16 protein-coding genes and 1 pseudogene are annotated in these 18,813 nt (G+C 73.5%); 11 read left to right on the top strand and 6 right to left on the bottom strand.

The window, feature by feature from the left end:
• Nucleotides 1-190 precede the first annotated feature (190 nt).
• Together ACZ6R9_RS02435 and ACZ6R9_RS02430 are read left to right on the top strand one after the other, a co-directional pair.
• Nucleotides 191-328 (top strand): hypothetical protein, encoded by a 138-nt coding sequence (locus tag ACZ6R9_RS02435; protein ID WP_380488340.1) that lies wholly within the window; start codon nt 191-193, stop codon nt 326-328.
• 112 nt (nt 329-440) lie between these two features.
• Nucleotides 441-1,982 carry a protein kinase domain-containing protein gene (locus tag ACZ6R9_RS02430; RefSeq protein ID WP_465535970.1) on the top strand — a complete coding sequence of 514 codons (1,542 nt, stop codon included), beginning with the start codon at nt 441-443 and terminating at the stop codon, nt 1,980-1,982.
• Nucleotides 1,983-1,989: 7 nt separating this feature from the next.
• Here the strand turns inward: ACZ6R9_RS02430 and ACZ6R9_RS02425 are convergent, their stop codons facing one another.
• From ACZ6R9_RS02425 to ACZ6R9_RS02410, 4 genes are all read right to left on the bottom strand, one after another.
• Complete coding sequence (locus ACZ6R9_RS02425; RefSeq protein WP_465535968.1) at nt 1,990-2,493, bottom strand: potassium channel family protein; 504 nt, start codon at nt 2,491-2,493, stop codon at nt 1,990-1,992.
• On the bottom strand, nt 2,490-3,800 hold the full coding sequence (locus ACZ6R9_RS02420) for a hypothetical protein (RefSeq protein ID WP_465535966.1): 1,311 nt from the start codon (nt 3,798-3,800) through the stop codon (nt 2,490-2,492). The genes ACZ6R9_RS02425 and ACZ6R9_RS02420 overlap by 4 nt, the downstream gene beginning before the upstream one ends.
• A 166-nt stretch (nt 3,801-3,966) precedes the next feature.
• Nucleotides 3,967-4,245: a Sec-independent protein translocase subunit TatA gene (gene tatA / locus ACZ6R9_RS02415; protein ID WP_380488885.1), complete on the bottom strand. Its 279-nt coding sequence runs from the start codon at nt 4,243-4,245 to the stop codon at nt 3,967-3,969.
• Nucleotides 4,246-4,387: 142 nt separating this feature from the next.
• Nucleotides 4,388-5,920 (bottom strand): MFS transporter, encoded by a 1,533-nt coding sequence (locus ACZ6R9_RS02410; RefSeq protein ID WP_465535964.1) that lies wholly within the window; start codon nt 5,918-5,920, stop codon nt 4,388-4,390.
• Nucleotides 5,921-6,029: 109 nt separating this feature from the next.
• Here ACZ6R9_RS02410 and ACZ6R9_RS02405 point away from each other — a divergent pair, with 109 nt between their 5' ends.
• Entirely contained in the window at nt 6,030-6,611 is a 582-nt protein-coding gene (locus ACZ6R9_RS02405; protein WP_380488882.1) for a TetR/AcrR family transcriptional regulator, read from the top strand.
• Nucleotides 6,612-6,618: 7 nt separating this feature from the next.
• Here ACZ6R9_RS02405 and ACZ6R9_RS02400 read toward each other — a convergent pair whose 3' ends face one another.
• Nucleotides 6,619-6,954, bottom strand: a complete 336-nt coding sequence (locus tag ACZ6R9_RS02400; protein ID WP_465535962.1) for a cupin domain-containing protein — start codon at nt 6,952-6,954, stop codon at nt 6,619-6,621.
• Nucleotides 6,955-7,120: 166 nt separating this feature from the next.
• On the opposite strand from ACZ6R9_RS02400, the gene ACZ6R9_RS02395 reads away from it, so the two are divergent.
• Nucleotides 7,121-7,378 (top strand): hypothetical protein, encoded by a 258-nt coding sequence (locus tag ACZ6R9_RS02395; RefSeq protein ID WP_380488879.1) that lies wholly within the window; start codon nt 7,121-7,123, stop codon nt 7,376-7,378.
• 74 nt (nt 7,379-7,452) lie between these two features.
• On the opposite strand, the gene ACZ6R9_RS02390 is transcribed toward ACZ6R9_RS02395, so the two are convergent.
• On the bottom strand, nt 7,453-8,610 hold the full coding sequence (locus tag ACZ6R9_RS02390; RefSeq protein ID WP_380488878.1) for an acyl-CoA dehydrogenase family protein: 1,158 nt from the start codon (nt 8,608-8,610) through the stop codon (nt 7,453-7,455).
• A 204-nt stretch (nt 8,611-8,814) separates the two neighbouring features.
• On the opposite strand from ACZ6R9_RS02390, the gene ACZ6R9_RS02385 reads away from it, so the two are divergent.
• From ACZ6R9_RS02385 to ACZ6R9_RS02355, 7 genes and pseudogenes are all read left to right on the top strand, one after another.
• Nucleotides 8,815-9,543, top strand: coding sequence for an NYN domain-containing protein (locus tag ACZ6R9_RS02385; RefSeq protein ID WP_465535959.1), 729 nt, complete (start codon nt 8,815-8,817; stop codon nt 9,541-9,543).
• A 241-nt stretch (nt 9,544-9,784) separates the two neighbouring features.
• Complete coding sequence (locus ACZ6R9_RS02380) at nt 9,785-11,737, top strand: ATP-binding protein (protein WP_465535957.1); 1,953 nt, start codon at nt 9,785-9,787, stop codon at nt 11,735-11,737.
• Nucleotides 11,734-14,067, top strand: a complete 2,334-nt coding sequence (locus ACZ6R9_RS02375) for a hypothetical protein (protein ID WP_465535955.1) — start codon at nt 11,734-11,736, stop codon at nt 14,065-14,067. Before ACZ6R9_RS02380 ends, ACZ6R9_RS02375 begins: the two co-directional genes overlap by 4 nt.
• 111 nt (nt 14,068-14,178) lie before the next feature.
• Nucleotides 14,179-14,400: pseudogene (locus tag ACZ6R9_RS02370) on the top strand (Uma2 family endonuclease); the annotation flags it as partial.
• A gap of 122 nt (nt 14,401-14,522) precedes the next feature.
• On the top strand, nt 14,523-16,244 hold the full coding sequence (locus ACZ6R9_RS02365; RefSeq protein ID WP_380488871.1) for a threonine/serine exporter family protein: 1,722 nt from the start codon (nt 14,523-14,525) through the stop codon (nt 16,242-16,244).
• A gap of 46 nt (nt 16,245-16,290) precedes the next feature.
• Nucleotides 16,291-17,247, top strand: coding sequence for a hypothetical protein (locus ACZ6R9_RS02360; protein ID WP_380488869.1), 957 nt, complete (start codon nt 16,291-16,293; stop codon nt 17,245-17,247).
• A gap of 236 nt (nt 17,248-17,483) precedes the next feature.
• The gene (locus ACZ6R9_RS02355) at nt 17,484-18,737 is read left to right on the top strand and encodes a C40 family peptidase (protein WP_465535952.1); all 1,254 of its coding nucleotides are present in this window, start codon (nt 17,484-17,486) and stop codon (nt 18,735-18,737) included.
• The last annotated feature ends 76 nt before the right edge of the window (nt 18,738-18,813 follow it).

Raw genomic sequence — 18,813 nt, 5'->3', positions numbered from 1 at the left:
CCGCCCGTCCGGAAACACTCCGGTCGGCCCGATGGACTCCCCCGGGTCCGTGGCCGTCCGGAACCGCTCCGGACGGACGGGCTGAACTCCCCCCGGGTCCACCGTCCGTCCGGAGCCCACCCCCGGCGTCCCGCCCGAAACCTCTGGAGTCCCCGGTGACCGACCTGACGCACCGCCAGGCGAGCTGGCGATGAGCTTCCCGCGCACCTCACCCCGCGCCGAGCGCGCGGCCCGGCTGGCCGTGCAGGGCTCGCCTCGGACCCCCCGCGCCCTGCTCACCGCCGCGCTGGCCGCCCTGATCGCCGCACTGCTGGTGCAACGCCCCTAGCCGGAGCCGGTGCCGCCGCCTGTGGCCGGAGCCGGTGCAGCGCCCGCGGCACGGCGTGGGCAGGTGCCCGCTATGGTTCACGGGTGCCCGACCGAGGTGAGGGGAGTATCCGATGATCGGACGCGCGCTGAACGGGCGCTACGAGGTCGGCGAGATACTCGGCGTCGGGGGGATGGCCACCGTCTACCGGGCCGTGGACCACCAGTTGGGCCGCCCGGTGGCGGTGAAGGTGCTCAACGGCGGGCTCGCCGACGACCCCCGGTTCGCCGAGCGGTTCGCCCGCGAGGCCCGGCTGGCCGCGCTGCTGGTGCACCCGCGGATCGTCACGGTCTTCGACTCCGGCCTCGATCAGGGCTCCCCGTACCTGGTGATGGAGCTGGTGCACGGCGACACCCTGGGCCGGCTGATCGCCGAGCAGGGCACCCTGCCGGTGGAGCGCGCCGTCGGCATCGCCGCCGCCGTCCTGGACGCGCTGTCCGCCGCGCACGCCCAGGGCCTGGTGCACCGCGACATCAAGCCCGGCAACATCATGATCACCACCGACGGCGGGGTGAAGGTGGTGGACTTCGGCATCGCCCGGGCCGGCTCCTCCTCCGGCCAGCAGCTCACCCAGGCCGCCTCGGTGGTGGGCACCGCCGCCTACCTCTCCCCGGAGCAGGCCACCGCCGGCGAGGTCGATGCCCGCGCCGACCTGTACGCGGTCGGCTGCGTGCTGTTCGAAATGCTCACCGGCGCACCGCCGTTCACCGCCGACACCCCCGTCGCGATCGCCTTCAAGCACGTCACCGAGTACCCCGTGCCGGTTGTCGCCGTCCGCCCCGACGTGCCGCCCGCGCTGGACGCCGCGATCCTGCGGCTGCTCGCCAAGCACGCCGCCGAGCGCCCCGCCGACGCCAACGCGGCCGCCGCCGAACTGCTCGCCGCCGTCCCGGCCGCACCCGCCGACCGCACCGCCGAACTGCTCGGCGCCGCCACCCAGGTGCTGCCGCCCGCCCCCGCGACCGTGCCGCCGCCCCCGCAGCACCAGCCCTGGACCGAGCAGCAGCGCACCTCGGTGCTCCCGCCGATGCCGATGCCGATGTCGATGCCGATGCCCGTTCGCCAGGAGGAGGAGCGGCCCGCGCCCCGGCGCGGCCGCAACCCGCTGGTGTACGCGGGCGTCGGTGCCGGGGTGTTCGCCTGCGTGGTGGGCATCGCCGCGTTCTCGCTCAGCGGGGGCGGCGACTCCTCCACCTCGACGGCCCAGCCCACCACCTCGAGTTCGCCGCCCGCCGCGAGCAGCAGTTCCCCCGCCGCCTCCCCGTCCGCGAGCGCCTCGGCCCGCCCCAGCACCTCGGCCAAGCCGTCCACCAGCGCCAAGCCCACCGTGGCCGCCCAGATCGCCCAGCTGCGCGCCGACATCGCCCAGGCCACGTTCGCCCGCGACCGCGACCGTCAGGACACCCTGACGGCTCTCCTCGACCAGGCCACCCAGGCCGTCAACGACCACCGCGCCGACGACGCCGAGAGCGCCCTCAAGGACGCCCAGCGCGTCCTGCGCGACCTGGGGGGGAAGCACAAGGCCGTCGACAACTCCACGCTGAACGGCTGGAGCGGCCGCCTGAACACGCTGCTCTCCGCCGTGCACGCGCAGGCGGGCCGGGACGAGCAGTAGCGCGGGCTCAGTCCCGGTTGCGGGCCCGGCTGATGGCCCGGGTCCGCACCTGGCGGGACAGCGCCGTCACACCCGTGGTCAGGAACACCACGGTGTACAGCACTTGGATCATCACCACGACCCGGGCCACCTGTCCGGACGGGTGGATGTCGCCGTAGCCGACGGTCGCCATGGTGATCACCGTGAAGTACAGCGCGTCGACCTTGGTGGTCAGGCCGACCAGTTCGCCCGGCTGCTTGGACATCCCCAGGTACGCCGCGGAGAACACCACCAGCGCCCCGGACAGCAGCGTCAGGATCACCGGGACGGGCCGCCCCGGCCGGCCCAGCACCTGCCGCTGGGCCTCGCGCAGCAGGCCCGCCCCGACCAGGGTGAGCAGGGCGATGAAGGTCAGCCAGCTGACCAGTGGGTGGTGCGGCCCGAACCAGTCCAGCGGCACCGTGAAGAAGGCCGTCAGCAGCAGCACCGGACCGCCCAGCAGGGCGAGGTACATCCGGGCCAGCTCCTTCATGCCGGCGCGGCCTTCCCACCGTCGGAGGCGCCGGTCGTGCCCCCGGGCTCCTCGGCCGGGGTGTCGAGGAACTCCAGCACCGCCAGCGCGGCCAGCAGCACCACCGCGATCCACAGCACCACCGCCGCCGTCGGGTAGCCCCAGGTGAGCAGCACGATGGCGGCCACCACGACGGCGCCCCAGCCCAGCCAGGCCTTCCACCGGTGCACGAACCGGCCGACCGGGCCGAGCCGCATCCCGATCCCCTCGGCGGCCCGCCGGACGGAGCCCAGACCGGCCTGCCACAGCTGCCGCACCCAGCCGGCCCGCCGCCCGGAGCCGGTCAGCCAGGCCGCCAGGGCGATCACGATGCCCAGCGCCAGCAGCATCCGGACGGCTGCCCGCAGGTAGCGCACCAGGGTGTCGTAGACCGCCATCGCGGCGGCCTGGTCGACGTCGGCGGGCAGCTTGTCCAGGTAGATCGCCCGGAACACGCTCAGCCCGATGCCCAGCAGCCCCGCCGCGAAGGCCATGCCGAGCGCCGCCCCGACGGTGGCCCGGCGGTGGTGCACCGCCAGCAGGATGCCGCCGACCGCGCACAGCACCGCCAGCACCGGCACCCAGAACCCGGCCAGGTCGAGCAGCCGCAGCCCGGTCTGCGCCTTCTTCACGGCCTCCGACTGCACCAGGACGAAGTCGGTGTGCACCTCGGGGATCTTCGCCGCCAGCCCCAGCCCGTTCGCCACCAGCCGGTCCTTGACCTGGGCGATCACCGGTGCCAGGTCGAGGGTGACGGTGTCGCCCTTGACCTGCACGGCGCCGCCGCCCTGCCCGGTCAGCACCTTGGTGAACGCGGCGTGCGCGTCGCGCAGGATGGTCTCCCAGATGCCCGCGAAGGCGTCCGACTGGACGACGTTCAGCACCTGGGTGTGGACGAACCCGGTCAGTCCGTCGGTCAGCGCCGGACCCACCTTGCCGAGCGCCGCGTTCAGGGCGGGCCGGTCGGTGGGCGCCACCTCGTTCAGCAGGTCGGAGACCGGCAGCTGGTCCATGATCGCGCTCGTCGCCCGGTTGGCGACCGCGCCCTGCACGGCCGGGTCGGAGGCCAGCGGGGCCATCGTCGAGACGAACCGGTTGGTGTCGGTGACCTGCGCCCGGCTCCAGGAGGCGACCACGGCCAGCGGGGTGAGCACCGCGGCCAGCACGATCAGCAGGATGGCGAAGAACGACCGGACCCGGTGCCGGGGGCGCGGCTCCCGCGACTCCAGGGAGGCGACCTTGGCCCGCAGTTCGGCGAGCTCGTGTTCGTCCGGGGACTCGGGCGTCATCAGTGCTCCCAGGTGATCCGCCATCAGGTGAATACCAGGAGATACCGGAACAAAACAGCCAGCCACTCGGGCTACGCCGGACACGCCGGAGCCCCCGCGCCGCCGAGGGGCGGTGCGGGGGCTCCGGAAGACCTGGTGACGCCTGGCCCGGGGGCCCGGCGGGTCGTCAGACCGTGGTCGACTTGGGCGTCTCGGTGGCCTTGGTGACGACGGTCGGCTCGACGGCCTGGCGGGGCTGCTCGGCCTGCGAGGCGGCGGTGCCGTTCTGCGCCTCGGCGGCGGCGGGGGCGTCGTCCTCGCGCAGGGCCTTGGTCTCGGCCTTCAGGATGCGCATCGACTTGCCGAGGCCGCGGGCCATCTCGGGCAGCTTCTTCGAGCCGAACAGCAGGACCAGCACCACCACCATGATGGCGATGTGCCAGGGCTCAAGACCGTTACGGAACATCCCTGACCACCGGTCCTTTCGTGGAAGTTCTCGCTGTGACGTCTGGGCCGGGCGGAACGCCCGACTCGGCCAGTATGCCTGGCCTTATTGGCGAACGTATACACCCGCCGGCAAACAGCGGCCGAAATGCGGGTGATCCGAGTCATGTGGTCTGTACCACCTGGGAGTTCTTCGGCGCTGGCTGTCCGGCGGCGCTCAGGTGGCGCATCAGCAGGTGGGCGGCGAGGGCGGCGCCGAGCATCACCAGGACCCCGACGGCCGCGGCGACGTGCATTCCGGCGGTGAAGGCCTCGCGGGCGGTGCCGAGCAGCTGCTCGGCGGCGTCGGCGGGCAGGTGGGCGGCGGTGGTGACGGCCCCGCCGAGGGTGTCACGGGCGGCGTCGGGGGCGGAGCCGTCCATCCGGGCCCGGTAGATCGCCGCGCCGGCCGCGCCGAGCACCGCGATGCCGAGCGAGCTGCCGAGTTCCTGGGCGGTCTCGGAGGTGGCCCCGGCGGCGCCGGCCCGTTCGGCGGGGGCGGCGGAGAGCACCATCTCGCCGGTGATGCTGACGGTGCCGACCGCGCCGGCGGCGATGATCCCGGCGGCGACCAGCGGCAGGGCCAGTGAGGAGCCGGGGGCGACGAAGGCCATCGCGGCGAAGCCGACGGCGCTGGCCAGGAAGCCGCTGGTGAGCAGGACCGCGGGCCGCACCTTGCCGGCCAGTGCGCCGAAGCCGCCGACGGCCGCGCCGACCCCGACGCTGGGCAGCAGCGCCCACAGCGAGGCGGCGAGCGGGCCGTAGCCCTTGACCAGTTGGAGGTACTGGGAGGTGAAGAGGCAGAAGCCCATCATGGCGAACATCGCGATGGTGTTGACGGTGATCGCCCCGCTGTAGGTGCGGATCCGGAACAGCGAGACGTCGAGCAGCGGGTGGGCGGCGGTGCGCAGCCGCACCGCGAGGCCGGCGCCGATCAGCAGCCCGGCGGCGAGGACCAGCGCCGGGCGCAGGCTCCAGCCGTCCACTGCGAGGGTCTTGATGCCGTGGACGATCGGCAGCACGGTGGCGATGGACAGGGCGGCGCCGGGCAGGTCGAAGCGGCCCTGCTGCGGGGCGCGGTACTCGGGGAGCAGGAACGGCGCGGCGGCCATCACCAGCAGCATCACGGGGACGGCGATCAGGAAGGCCGAGCCCCACCAGAAGTGCTCCAGCAGCACGCCGCCGACCACCGGCCCGAGGGTGGCGCCGGCCATCATGACGCCGCTCCAGGCGCCGATCGCGGCCTGCCGCTGCTTGGGGTCGGGGAACATGTTGCGCACCAGGGCCAGGGTGGAGGGCCCGAAGACCGCTCCGGCGATGCCCAGCAGGGCCCGGGCGGCGATCAGTTGGTTCGCCCCGTCGGCCCAAGCGGCCACCAGCGAGGCCGCGGCGAAGGCGGCGGTGCCGCCGATCAGCAGCCGGCGCCGGCCGATCCGGTCGCCCAGGGCGCCCATCGGGATCAGCAGCCCGGCCAGCAGGAACGAGTACATGTCCATGATCCACAGCTGCTGGGTGCCGCTGGGGCGCAGGTCGGTGGCGATGAACGGGACGGCGAAGAACAGCACGCCCATGTCCATGGCGAGGACGAGGGTCGGCAGCAGGAGGAGGGCGAGGCCCAGCCATTCGCGTCGGCCGGCGCGGCCGTGGTCGGTGGTCATGGCGAGGACTGTACGGACGTCTTGCACGACTGTCTAGTACAAGCGTCTAAATCAAATGTTCCAGACGTTCGAGCAAGACAAGCGTCTTGGACTGCCGTAGCATCGGCGCATGGGAAATCGCGAGGACCTGCTGGCCAGCGCCAAGCACTGCCTGTACGAGAAGGGCTACGGGCGCACCACCGCCCGGGACATCGCCACCGGGGCGGGCGTCAGCCTGGCCGCGATCGGCTACCACTACGGCTCCAAGGACGCGCTGCTGATCCAGGCGCTGGTGGAGGCGATGGGGGAGTGGGGCAGCGCGGTCGGCACGGCGCTGGCCTCCTCGGCGGACATCGCCGACCCGAAGGAGCGGTTCGTCCGCTCCTGGGACGCCATGCGGGACAGCTTCGCCACGCACCGGGGGCTGTGGACGGTGCAGTTCGAGATCCTCGGGCAGCTGGAGAGCCTGCCGAAGCTGCGCGAGCAGCTGGCCGAGGCGCAGAAGCTGGGCCGGCTCGGCCTGGCCGCGCTGTTCCAGGGGAAGGCCGAGCACGAGGACACCCCGGACGAGCTCGCCAAGGGCGTGTTCTACCAGTCGCTGCTGCTCGGCCAGGCCGCGCACTGGCTGATCGACCCGGCCGGGGTGCCCGGCGGCGAGGACTACCTGCGGGCGATGACGCTGGTCTCCGGCGAGGTGCTCGGCCGGTCCTGAGAGGCGGTCACGCGGTGACGGCGGTGAGCAGCACCACCGCGTCGGTGTGGGCGAGCAGGCCGTGCCGCTCCTGCGGGATGGAGTGCAGCTCGCCCGCCGAGGCGTCCTGCTGCCGGCCGGCCACGGTCAGCGCGACCCGGCCGCGCAGCACCTGGAGGCTGGCGGCGACCGGGGCGTTGTGCTCGTCCAGCGAGGCGCCGGCGCGCAGCGCGATCACGGTCTGCCGCAGGACGCCGTCGTGCAGCAGCAGGTGGGCGCTGCGGCCGTGCGGGTTGGCGGCGGCCTTGGCGGCGTGCTCCTCGGCCAGCGCGTTCAGGTCGATCCGGGCCGGCTGCTCGGTCATCGCGTTCTCCTCCTTCGGCCCCCGCGCCCGGGGGCTCGCCGTCCGAGCCCCACGTCGCCGACCCTAGGCGGGCTCGGGGCGGGTGTCGCGCGCTGGGCCACGCGCAGGGGTCAACGCGGGGTCCGTTCGGCGTGCGGGGCCAAGGAGGCGGCCCGATGGTGGACCTATGGCGACCAATCAGAAATTCATCAGCGGCTTCCAGGTGAACCGCGGCATGCTCACCCTCGGCGTGGCCCTCACCGGGCTCGGCGCCGTCGTCGGACTGACCGGCACGGCCCTGGTCTGCGTCGCCCTGGCGAACGCGGGCCGGGGCTGGTTCCAGCAGTTGGAGTCCCACCCCGCCGAGCTCGCGCAGCGCACCCTGCACCAGGCGAAGGCCGCGTCGGCGGCCGGACTGGAGGCCTGGCGCGCCAGCGCGAACTGACCGCGGACGCCGGCGGAGGCGGGCACCTGGCCGGGTGCCCGCCTCCGCCGCGTCCTGCTTACAGACCGAGCTGCTTACAGGCCGAGCGACTTCGCGATGATGGTGCGCATGACCTCGCTGGTGCCGCCGTAGATCCGGAACACCCGGTTGTCGGTGTAGAGGCGGGCGATCGGGTACTCCAGGATGTAGCCGTAACCGCCGTGCAGCTGGAGGCACTTGTCGATCACCTCGGAGGCCGACTCGGTGCAGAACAGCTTGGCCGCCGCGGCGTCCGCCACCGTCAGCTCGCCGTTCTGGTACAGCTCCAGCGCCTGGTCGACCATGGCCTGCTGGGCGAGCACCTGGGCCTGGCAGTCGGCCAGCGAGAACTTGGTGTTCTGGAACTCGGCGACGGCCTTGCCGAACACCTTGCGCTCCTTGACGTACTTCACCGCGAACTGCACCGCGGCGGCCGCCGAGGCGTACGCGCCGACCGCGATCGCCAGGCGCTCCTGCACCAGGTTGTGGGTCAGGTAGGAGAACGCCTTGCCCTCCTCGCCGAGCAGGTTCTCCACCGGGACCTTGACGTCGGTGAAGGCCAGTTCGGCGGTGTCCGAGGTGCGCAGGCCGATCTTCTGGAGCTTGCGGCCGACCGAGTAGCCCTCGGAGGTGGTGTCCACGCACAGGATGGACAGGCCCGCCCGGCGGTCCGCCGGGTCGTAGGGCGCGGTGCGGCAGACCACCAGGACCAGGTCGGCCAGCACGCCGCCGGTGATGAACGTCTTGGCGCCGTTGAGCACGTAGTGGGTGCCGTCGGCGGACAGCTTCGCGGTGGTGGCGATGCCGGCCAGGTCGGAGCCCGCGCCCGGCTCGGTCATCGCGATCGCGGTCATGATCTCGCCCGAGACGAAGCCCGGCAGCCAGCGCCGCTTCTGCTCCTCGGTCGCGTACTCCATCAGGTACGGCAGCACCAGGCCGGTGTGCACGCCGGAGGAGCCGAAGGTGACGCCCGCGCGGGCGGTCTCCTCGTAGATCACGGCCTGGTACTTGAAGCCGGTCTCGCCGGCGCCGCCGTACTCCTCCGGGACCTCGATGCCGTAGACGCCGAGCTCGCCCAGCTTGCGGTAGAAGTCGCGCGGCGGGTGGCCGGCCTCCTCCCAGCTCTCGTAGACCGGGACGACCTCGTTCGCGATGAAGTCCCGGATGGTCTCCCGGAACGCCTCGTGGTCCTCGTTGTACACGGTGCGGCGCACGGTGCGCTCCCTTCGGCGGCTGATCGGCGCAGACAAGTTAATCGCCGGTAGCTTGTGGTGTCCAGGGTCGGCGGCGGCCCGCCGGGCGGACATCGGCCGAGGTCAGCCGAACTGTTGACGGTCCTCCGGGCGCGGGTGTCGGAAGGGTCTGCTGGGATGGGCCCCGGGGGCACGCGTGCCTTGGCCGACTGCGACGGGAGCCGCATGAGCAACGAGAACACCGCGAAGCTGGCGGTGCTGATCGACGCCGACAACGCCCAGGCGTCGATCGTCGAGCACCTGCTGGCGGAGGTCGCCAAGTACGGGACGGCGCACGTCAAGCGGGCCTACGGGGACTGGACCGGCACCGCGCTGAAGGGCTGGAAGGCGCAGCTGCTGGAGCACTCGATCCAGCCGATGCAGCAGTTCGCGTACACCACCGGCAAGAACGCGACCGACGCCGCGATGGTGATCGACGCGATGGACCTGCTGTACACCGGCCGGTTCGACGGTTTCTGCCTGGTCTCCAGCGACAGCGACTTCACCAGGCTGGCGTCCCGGATCCGCGAGTCCGGGCTGACGGTGTACGGGTTCGGGGAGCGCAAGACGCCCCGGGCGTTCGTCGCCGCCTGCGACAAGTTCATCTACACCGAGAACCTGACCCCGATCGCGCACGCCGTCGCGCTGGCCGAGCCGGTCGAGCCCGGGCAGTTGGACGCGGCGATGGCGGGCCTGCTGCACAGCGTGCTGGAGGCGGCGTCCGGGGACGACGGGTGGGCGCACCTCGGCGAGGTCGGCAACCAGATCCGCAAGCGCAAGCCGGACTTCGACCCGCGCACCTACGGGTTCCCCAAGCTGATGCCGCTGCTGGAGGCGAACGGCCAGTTCGAGGTGGTCAAGCGCGACCACGGCGAGGGCAACCCGCCGGTCGCCTACGCCCGGACCCGTCGCTAGGCCTGTCCGGCCGCCCGGGAATTGGCAGTGGGGTGGTCTCCCTGCAAACTGCTGCGAAACTCGTGACGACGGGGGGCCACCCGTTTCCCCGGTGCTGGTAAATGGCTTGCGATTTCGGCGGGTTGGTGCGATCCGGGGTGATCGCCCGTGCCCCGGCCGGGAGTTGACCGAGTATCGACAGAAATCCAGGAAATCCGAAAACGCTGGTCGCCTGATTGTCGTACTGGCACACTGGGGCCTCATGTCTGATGGCCTTCCCCCCGCTTCCGGCGCCGACGGAAGTGGCGTCGAATTTCCCGCGTCCGAGAAGTCGGAGAATCTCCGCACCACGGAGGTCGACCTCGGCGGCCTGGTGGGCGTGCTCGCCACGCACCTCTACTCGACGCCACTGGTGGCGCTGCGCGAACTGGTGCAGAACGCCCACGACTCGCACACCCGGCGCAAGCTGGAGGACCCGGAGAGCACCTACCGGCCACTGATCCGGGTGACCGGCGACCCGGCGGCCCGGACGGTGGCGATCGAGGACAACGGGGCCGGGCTCACCGAACCGGAGATCCACGCCTACCTGGCCACCGTCGGCACCGGCTACACCCGGATGCTGCGCGACCTGACGGGCAACCAGGAACTCATCGGGGCGTTCGGACTGGGCTTCCTGTCGGCGTTCTCGGTCGCCGAGGAGGTGACCGTCACCACCGCCTCGCACCGCGAGGCGCACCTCGCGCACACCTACCGCAGCCGCGGCGGCGAGCAGTACAGCGTCGAGCCCGCCGCACCCCGCCCCGCGCCCGGCACCGTGGTGACCCTGCGGCTCAAACCCGAACACGCCCACCTCGCCGACCAGGAGGCGCTGCGCGAAGTCCTCGGCCGGTACTGCGTGCTGCTGCCCATCGAGGTGTACGTCGGCGAGGACGAGGAGGCCGTCAACAACGTCGCGGTGCCCTGGCGGCAGGACCTGCCCGGCTCGCCCTACCTGCACCGGATGCGCTTCGCCACCGCCTTCGCCCGCAGCTTCGAACCGCTGACCGCGTTCCCCGTCCAGCCCGCCGACGAGCGCACCGACGCCGTCGGTCTGCTCTGGGTGCAGGACGGCGGGACGTACGGCTCCACCGACAACCGCGACCTCGCCGTGTACCTGCGCGGCATGCTGCTCGCCGACGACGCCCGCGACCTGCTGCCCAGCTGGGCCGGCTTCATCGGCGGCGTGGTCGAGTCCACCCGGCTCACCCCCACCGCCAGCCGCGAGGACCTGCAGCGCGACGAGCACTACCGGGCCCTCCAGCAGGCCCTCACCGACGCCATCGTCGACGGCCTGTACGAGACCGCCCGGCTGCACCCCGCCGCCTGGCGGCGGATCCTCGCCCGGCACGGCCAGGAACTGCTCGGCGCCGCCCTCTGCGACGACCGGCTGTTCACCCTGCTCGCCGACGACGTCCCCGTCCCCACCTCGCAGGGCGAACTCACCGCCGGCGCCCTGCGCGCCGCCGGCTCCGGCGCCGTGCACGTCGCCCTCGGCAGCGGCGGCGGCTTCGAGGAGATGCTGTACCGCGCCATGCAGGTGCCGATCGCCCGCGGCGACCGGTACGCGGTACTGCCGTTCCTACGCCGCTACGCCCAGCTGCGGGACTGCCGGATCGTCGAACTCGGCAGCGAGAGCGGCAACCGCGAACTGTTCCGCGCCCCCGACCTGCCGCTGCCCGCCGAACAGCACGCCTGGCTGAGCGCCGCCCTCACCGACGACGGCGAACAGCTCGTCCCGGCCCGCTTCGACCCGCCCGGGCTGCCGCTGGTGCTGGTGCCCGACCGCGAGGCCGAGCTCAAGGCCCGGATCGAGGACGACCAGGCCGACGCCCGCATCCCGTCCGCCGCGCTGCGCCTGGCCCGGGCGTTCACCGCGCGCACCGACGGCACCGTCAAGGCCCGGCTCTACCTCAACCTGGCCTCGCCCGCCGTGCACGACCTGCTGGCCGCCTACCGGGCCGGGCACACCGGGGCGGCCACCGCCGCCGCGCTGCTGCGCTCGCTGAAGGTGATCATGGCGGCGGCCTCCGGCTCGGCCGGCGGCGACCTGACCGCCGCCCTCGGCGGCATCTCCACGGCGGTCGCCGCGCTCACCGCCGACCTCCCCGCCGACGGCCTGTCGGTGGTGCCCGACACCATCTCCGCAGACACTCCGCAGGGGGACGAGGAACGATGACCACCGACATCTGGTCCTGGGTGCACGACACCCACCGGCAGCTCGCCGAATCCGGGCAGCACCGGCTCGCCGACGCGCTCGCCGAGATCGCCGGCCACGCCGTCGAGGGCCGCAACGAGCAGCTCGACGCGATGTACCCCGAGGCGCTGGCCTCGGCCCGGGCCCTCGGCCTGCCCTGGGTGGAGGTCTTCCTGCGCCACTGGCGGCTGCAGAACCTGCTCAACAAGCGCTACCAGGGCGAGGCCGCGATGTCCGAGGCGGTGTCGCTGCTGGAGTTCGCGCACCGCGAGGAGACCGCCTCCTGCCCGCAGTCGGTGTGTGCCGTCCAGGACTTCACCATCTGCCACGCCAACATCGACGGCCCCGGCTACGTGCCCGAGCGGCTCGCCGTACTGGAAGAGACCCTGGAACGGGTCGAACCCGCCCGGGCCTGCTTCGACTGCCTGTCCCGCGAGTACGCCGACACCCTGGAGGACGACGGCCGCCCCGCCGACGCCCTCGGCCACCTCGACCGCGCGCAGACCCGGATCCAGGCCGCCGGCGAACAGGTCTCGCTGTCCTTCGCGCACAGCCGGGCCTCCGCCCTGCACCGGCTCGGCCGGCACCAGGACGCCCTCGACGCGTACGACACCGCCGAACACGCCTACGTCGCCGCCGGGCACCGCCTCGACGACGACGACCGCCGCAAGCTCGCCGTCGGCCGCGCCCTGCAGTTCGCCGCCCTCGGCCGCACCGGCCCCGCCCTCGAACTGCTGCCCGACGCCGAAGAGGCCGACCGCTACCCCGACATCCGGCACCGCTGGAGTGCCGCCGTCGAACTGCTCACCGCCGCAGGGGAGTTCCCCAACGACGCCGCCCTCGGCGCCCGGCTGGCCGGCTGGGCCGGCGAACTCGACGCCGCCGGCTCCCACCGCCCCTGCCTCAACCTGGTACTGACGGCCGGCCGGCTCGCCCTCGCCCGCGGCGCCCGCGAGGTCGCCCTGACCCTGGCCCGCACCGGCACCCGCAAGCTCGGCCAACTGCGCCGCACCGACGGCGTCGCCGAGCAGGTCGCCGTTCTGCGGGCCGCCGCCGAAGCCCTGCCCCACCCCGAACTGCCCGTACCCGCCGACGAGTTGCCGCAGTGGCTGGCCGAGCACCGCCCCGAACCGGAGACCGGCGCCGACCTGCTGGCCGCCGCCCTCGCCGGCGAGGCCGCGCCCGACACCGTCCTGGTGCTCAACCTGGCCGGCGCGCTCGGCGCCCTCGGCCACACCCGGGCCGTCACCGAACTGCTCTGGGCCCAGCTCGAACTCGACCCCGACAGCGACTACCTCACCGGCATGCTCGGCCAGCTGCTGATCGACGCCGAGGACGGCGACGGCATCGACCGGCTCGCCGACCGGCTCTCCGCCGACCCCGCCAACGCGCACTGGCTGCGCGCCCGCTGGGCCGCCGCGCAGGGCCGCTGGGCCGAGGTCGGCGAACAGTGCGCCGCCGTCCTCGCCCACGAACCGGACGCCCTCAACACCCGCCGCCTCGCCGCCACCGCCGCCACCCGGCGCGGCGACCACGCCGAGGCCCAGCGGCTCTACCAGGAACTGCTGGAACACGCCCTCGACCCCGCCGAGGCCGGCGAGGACCAGGAGCACCGCACCGTCCAGACCCCCGACCTGTGGCACCTGATCACCGCCGCCACCGCCAACCGCGACTGGCCGGCCGTCCGCGTCGCCGGTGCCCGCCTCGGCATCGAGTTCGACACCGACAGCGGCCCGGTCGACGAGGAGTGGCAGCTGATCGAACTGCGCGCCCCCCGTCACAACGGCACCACCGTCGACCTGCCCGCCCTGCGCACCGGCCCGGCCACCGCCCGGGTGTTGCCGGTGCTCGGCGACGAGCACGAGCTCAACCACGGCGATGTGGTGGTGTTCGCCCCCGCCGTCCTCAACGACCACCCCGAACCCGGCGCGGAGGACGACTGGCACCCGGTCTTCGAACACCTCACCCTGCTCGACCCGGCCGGCTTCACCACCTACTGGATCGACGGCGCCCGCCCCGACGAGGACACCTGGTACACCCTGCGCGGCGCCCTCCAGGAGGCCGGATACGCGGTCTGGGCCTACAGCGGCGACCACTACCGGATCACCGACCCGCACCAGGACGGCGAGACCCTGCCCGGCATCTACGCCGCCCTCGGCGTCCCGCCCACCGCCTCCGCCAAGGACGCCGACACCCTCCTCACCGACCTCACCGCCCACTGGCCCCGCCCCCTCGCCTGGCCCGCCCTCGCCGAAGCCGCCGGCGCCGACCTCGACCGGCACCGCAAGATCGTCGACGACTACGACCTGTAGACAGCCCAGCCGCCGCCCGCCCGCGGTCCGGTCCCCCGGAGCGCGGGCGGGCACAGCGCTGCCCCTGGAACGAGCCGGGCTGCCGGCCGGGACCGGTACGGTGGGAACTGCTCCGAGTCCGACGGCGACACCGACCGCGTCACCAAGCGCAAGCGCTACGCCCAGTACGGCGCGCCGCTGTACCTGCTCGCCGACCGGCAGAGCCGCGAGTGCACCCTGTTCGCCGAGCCCCACGACCTGGGCTACGCGGTGGTGGACGGCCCGCATCCGTTCGGCACGCCGGTCCGGCTGCCGGAGCCGTTCGGGCTGGCTCTGGACACCTCGGGATTCTGAGGTCGTTCCAGCTCGGCCCGGCGGGAGTGGGTACCCCTTGTTCGCACCGGCGGGGGCCATCGGGCAAGGTTGGAGCCAGTAGGCAGCCCGACCGGGCGGCTGCCGGGGTGGCGGAGGAAGCCGTGTCCGAACGCGAGCCGGAGGGCGCACCGGCGCAGGAGGCGCCGCCCACCGAAGGGCTGCTCGGGCCGGACGCGCCGCCCATTGAACGGCCCGTCAGTGTGCCGCACGCGCCGGAGCCCATACAGACCGAGGGGTTGCTCGGGCGCAGTGCCGCCCAGGAGACCGCCGAGGCCGTCCGGGCCCGCAACCCGCTCGCCCAGGACACGCTCACGCCCGAGGAGTGGAACGCCGCCGGGTACACCCCCGCGTACGGCCTGGACCTGACCGAGCTGCACAAGGGTGCCCCCGGCGACGCCCCCTGGCCGGACCGGATGCGGACCCTGCTGCGCACCCCCATGGCCGAGCGGCCGGCGTTCGAGCGCACCCCGCGCGAGCTGCACCCGGCCGCCGGGGCGCAGGCCCAGCGCAACGTGCCCCGGGTGCTGGACCTGTCGCTGCGGATCGGTGAGCTGCTGCTGGCCAGCGGCGAGGCCGCCGAGGACGTGGAGGCCGCGATGCTCGGCATCGCGCACGCCTACCGGCTCGACCACTGCGAACCGCAGGTCACCTTCACCCTGATCTCGATCTCCCACCAGCCCTCGCTGATCGACCCGCCGGTCACCGCGGACCGGGTGGTGCGCCGCCGCACCTCCGACTACACCCGGCTGGCCGCCGTGTACGAGCTGGTCGCCGACATCACGGCGGAGAAGGTCACCGTCAACGACGCCTACCGGCGCCTCGCGGGGATCCGCCGCAACCGGCACCCGTACCCGGTCTGGCTGCTGTCGCTGGCCACCGGGCTGCTGGCCGGGGCGGCGTCCTTCCTGGTCGGCGGGAAGATCGACGGCAAGGCCTGGCTGGTGTTCGGGGCCGCGTTCGTCGCCGCCGTGGTCGGCGACCGGCTGGCCTCGTTCGTCGCCCGCCGGGGGCTGCCGGAGTTCTACCAGTTCGTGATCGCCGCGATGCCCGCCGCGCTCTGCGGCATCCTGCTCTCCTTCAACGAGCTGCACCTGCGCGGCTCGGTGGTGATCACCGGTGGGCTGTTCGCGCTGCTGCCGGGGCGGGCCATGGTCGCCGCCGTGCAGGACGGCCTGACCGGCTTCTACATCACCGCCGCCGCCCGGCTGCTGGAGGTGGTGTACCTGGTCGCGGGCATCGTCATCGGCGTGATGCTGGTGCTGTACATCGGCGTCAACTACAACGCCAAGCTGCGGCCCGACGAGTCCATCGGCGGCACCAGCGCCTCCCCGCCCGTCCAGCTGATCGCCGCGATGGTGCTGGCGCTGGCCTTCGCGATGCTGTTGCAGACCGACCGGCGTTCGCTGCCGATGGTGGTGCTGAACGCCGGTATCGGCTGGTCCACGTACGGGGTGCTGGTCTACAACGCCGGGATCTCGGCGATCGTCGCGACCGGCCTGGCCGCCGGTCTGGTCGGCCTGTTCGGCCAGCTGCTGGCCCGCTACCAGGCGTCCTCCGCGCTGCCGTACGTGACCGCCGCGATGGGACCGCTGATGCCCGGTTCGGCGCTGTACCTGGGCATGCTGGCCTTCGCCCAGGGCCACCCCTCGAACGGGCTGGTGTCCGCCAGCCGGGCCGTGGCGCTCGCGATGGCGCTGGCCATCGGCGTGAACCTCGGTGGCGAGGTGGCCCGGCTGTTCCTGAAGAACCCGGGCGCCAGCGACCGCGACGCCCCGCACCTGCTGATCCCGCGCCGGGCCGCGAAACGCACCCGCGGCTTCTGACCCGCCGCAGGCCCGGCCGCCCGAACCGACCCGAAGGCACCACCCGATGCTCAGTGCACTGCTCGACGGCTACCACCAGCACATCGTGGAGGCCCACAAGCAGCCGCTGTTCCTGCTGCTGGTCGGGTTCATCACCTCCTTCGTGTGCATCCGCTTCAGCACCCGGATGATCCGCGCCCAGGTCCGCTGGTGGCCCGGCAACATCACCCCCGGCGGGCTGCACATCCACCACATGGTGTTCGGCCTGGGTTTCCTGCTGCTCGGCGGCATCGGCGTGTTCGCCACCGGCGGCGGCCACCCGTGGATCGACTGGTTCGGCCTGTCCTTCGGCATCGGCTGCGGCCTGGTGCTGGACGAGTTCGCGCTGATCCTGCACCTGGACGACGTGTACTGGAGCGAACAGGGCCGCAAGTCGGTGGACGCGGTGATCCTCGGCATCCTGATCACCGCGCTGCTGCTCACCGGGTACGTGCCGCTCGGCCTGGTGCCCGGGCAGAGCACCCGGTGGGGCGTGGTCGCGGTGATCGGCGGCAACGCGCTGATGAGCCTGGTCGCGCTGCTCAAGGGCAAGGTGTGGACGGGGCTGCTCGGCATCATGGTGCCCGGCCTGTCCTGGATCGGCGCGGTCCGGCTGGCCCGCCCGTCCAGCCCGTGGGCGCGCTGGCGCTACGCCGACCGCCCCCGGCGGATGGCCCGGGCGAACCGGCGCGAACGGCGGCTGCACGCCCGCACGGACCGGGCGCGCACCTGGCTGTTCGACCTGATCGCCGGGGCGCCCGACAAGGTGCCGGCCGGGCACCCCAAGGCGCACGCGGTGGCCGAGCGGATGGCCGCCCGGGCGCTGGCGCACCGCGACCTGCCGCGGCCGATCGGCGGGCGGCGGGCCCCCGCCCCGACCACCGACCCGGCCCGCCGGGCCCGCTCCCAGCGCCGCCGCCGCACCGTCCGGGCCGGGCGGCCGCGCACCACCGTGACGGGCAAGCCGCCGCAGCGGGCGCGCTGACGCTGCCGGATCGGGGACCCGCGGGCCACCGGCCGGTAGGGTTCGTGAGCGACCCGTTCCCTTCGCGCCACCACCGGTTCCGACAATCGGACATCTCACCCGGGTGGCCGCATTGCGGTGGCGTTGACGTTCCGCCAGGTCTGAGAATCTGACGGTGCGTGACCGGATTGTCACGTGATGGGACATTCGGTCGATTCCTTTGGCCGATCACCAGAACGCGCCGAGGAAGGACCCTCATGCCCCGCAGGCTCCTCCCCGCCCTCCTCCTCACCACCGCCGCACTGCTCACCCTGCTGCCCGCCGCGAGCGCCCCCGCCGCCCCCGTCCCCGCCGTCCGGCCCGCCGACGACCCGCCCGGCGACGAGGCGTACCCGTCCGCCGAGGAGGTCGCCCGGGCCAAGGCCGAGGCCGACACCAAGGCCGCCGACGCCACCGCCCTCGAAGCCCGGCTCGCCGCCGCCCGCACCGAACTCGACCGGATCGGGCAGGCCGCCGAACAGGCCGTCGAGGCGTACAACGGCGCCCTCGCCCGGCTCGCCAAGGCCCAGCAGGCCGCGAAGGCCGCCGCCGCCCGCGCCGCCACCGCCGAGGCCGCCCGCGCCCGGGCCGCCAACCGGGCCGCCGGGCTGGCCGCCGAGATGTACCGGCAGGGCGCCTCCCCGCAACTCGCCGCACTGGACGCCCTGCTGGGCTCCCAAGGCCCGGGCGAGCTGTCCGCCCAGGCCACCGCGGTCGGGGTGGCCGGCGCCCAGACCCGGCAGATCCTCGACGACGCCACCAGCACCGCCAAGGCCGCCGCCCGCGCCGCCGCCGACGCCCGCCGCGCCGAGGGCGCCGCCCGCACCGCCGCCGACACCGTCCGCACCGTCAAGGACGCCGCCCAGCAGCGGCTCACCGACCAGCAGCGCCAAGTCACCGAGATCGGCCGGCGCCAGGACACCCTGCTCGCCGAACTCGCCGCCGCCCGCGACACCAGCGTCGACCTCGAACGCCAACGCCAGGACGCGCTGGAGGAGATCGCCCGCCGCGAGGCCGAGGAAGCCGCCCGCCGCGCCGAACTCGAACGCGCCGCCGCCGACCACGCCCGGCTCCACCCCGCCCCGGAACGCGAACAGCCCTGGTCCGCCGAGGGCGCCGAGGCCGCCCTCGCCTTCGCCCGCTCCGTCATCGGCCTGCCCTACATCTGGGGCGGCGAAGGCCCGCAGGGCTACGACTGCTCCGGCCTGACCATGATGGCCTGGCGCCGGGGCGGCAAGAACCTCACCCACTTCGCCGCCGACCAGTACGCCGAGTCCACCCCCGTCACCTACGACCGGCTCCGCCCCGGCGACCTGATCTTCTGGACCAGGACCGGCCGGGCCGCCGACATCTACCACGTCGCCATCTACCTCGGCGACGACCAGATGATCGAGGCCCCCCGCCCCGGCACCGCGATCAAACAGGCCAGCCTCTGGATCATGGGCCGCCCCGACTTCTACGCCCGCCCCTGACGGCCCGCTCAGAGCCGTGTAGGTTCCCACTTCTCCTTGCGCTTTCCCACTGAATCTGCGCCCACCTTGCGCGTGC

Source organism: Kitasatospora sp. NPDC048662 (assembly GCF_055587065.1).
This window is presented reverse-complemented; position numbering and strand designations above follow the sequence as displayed.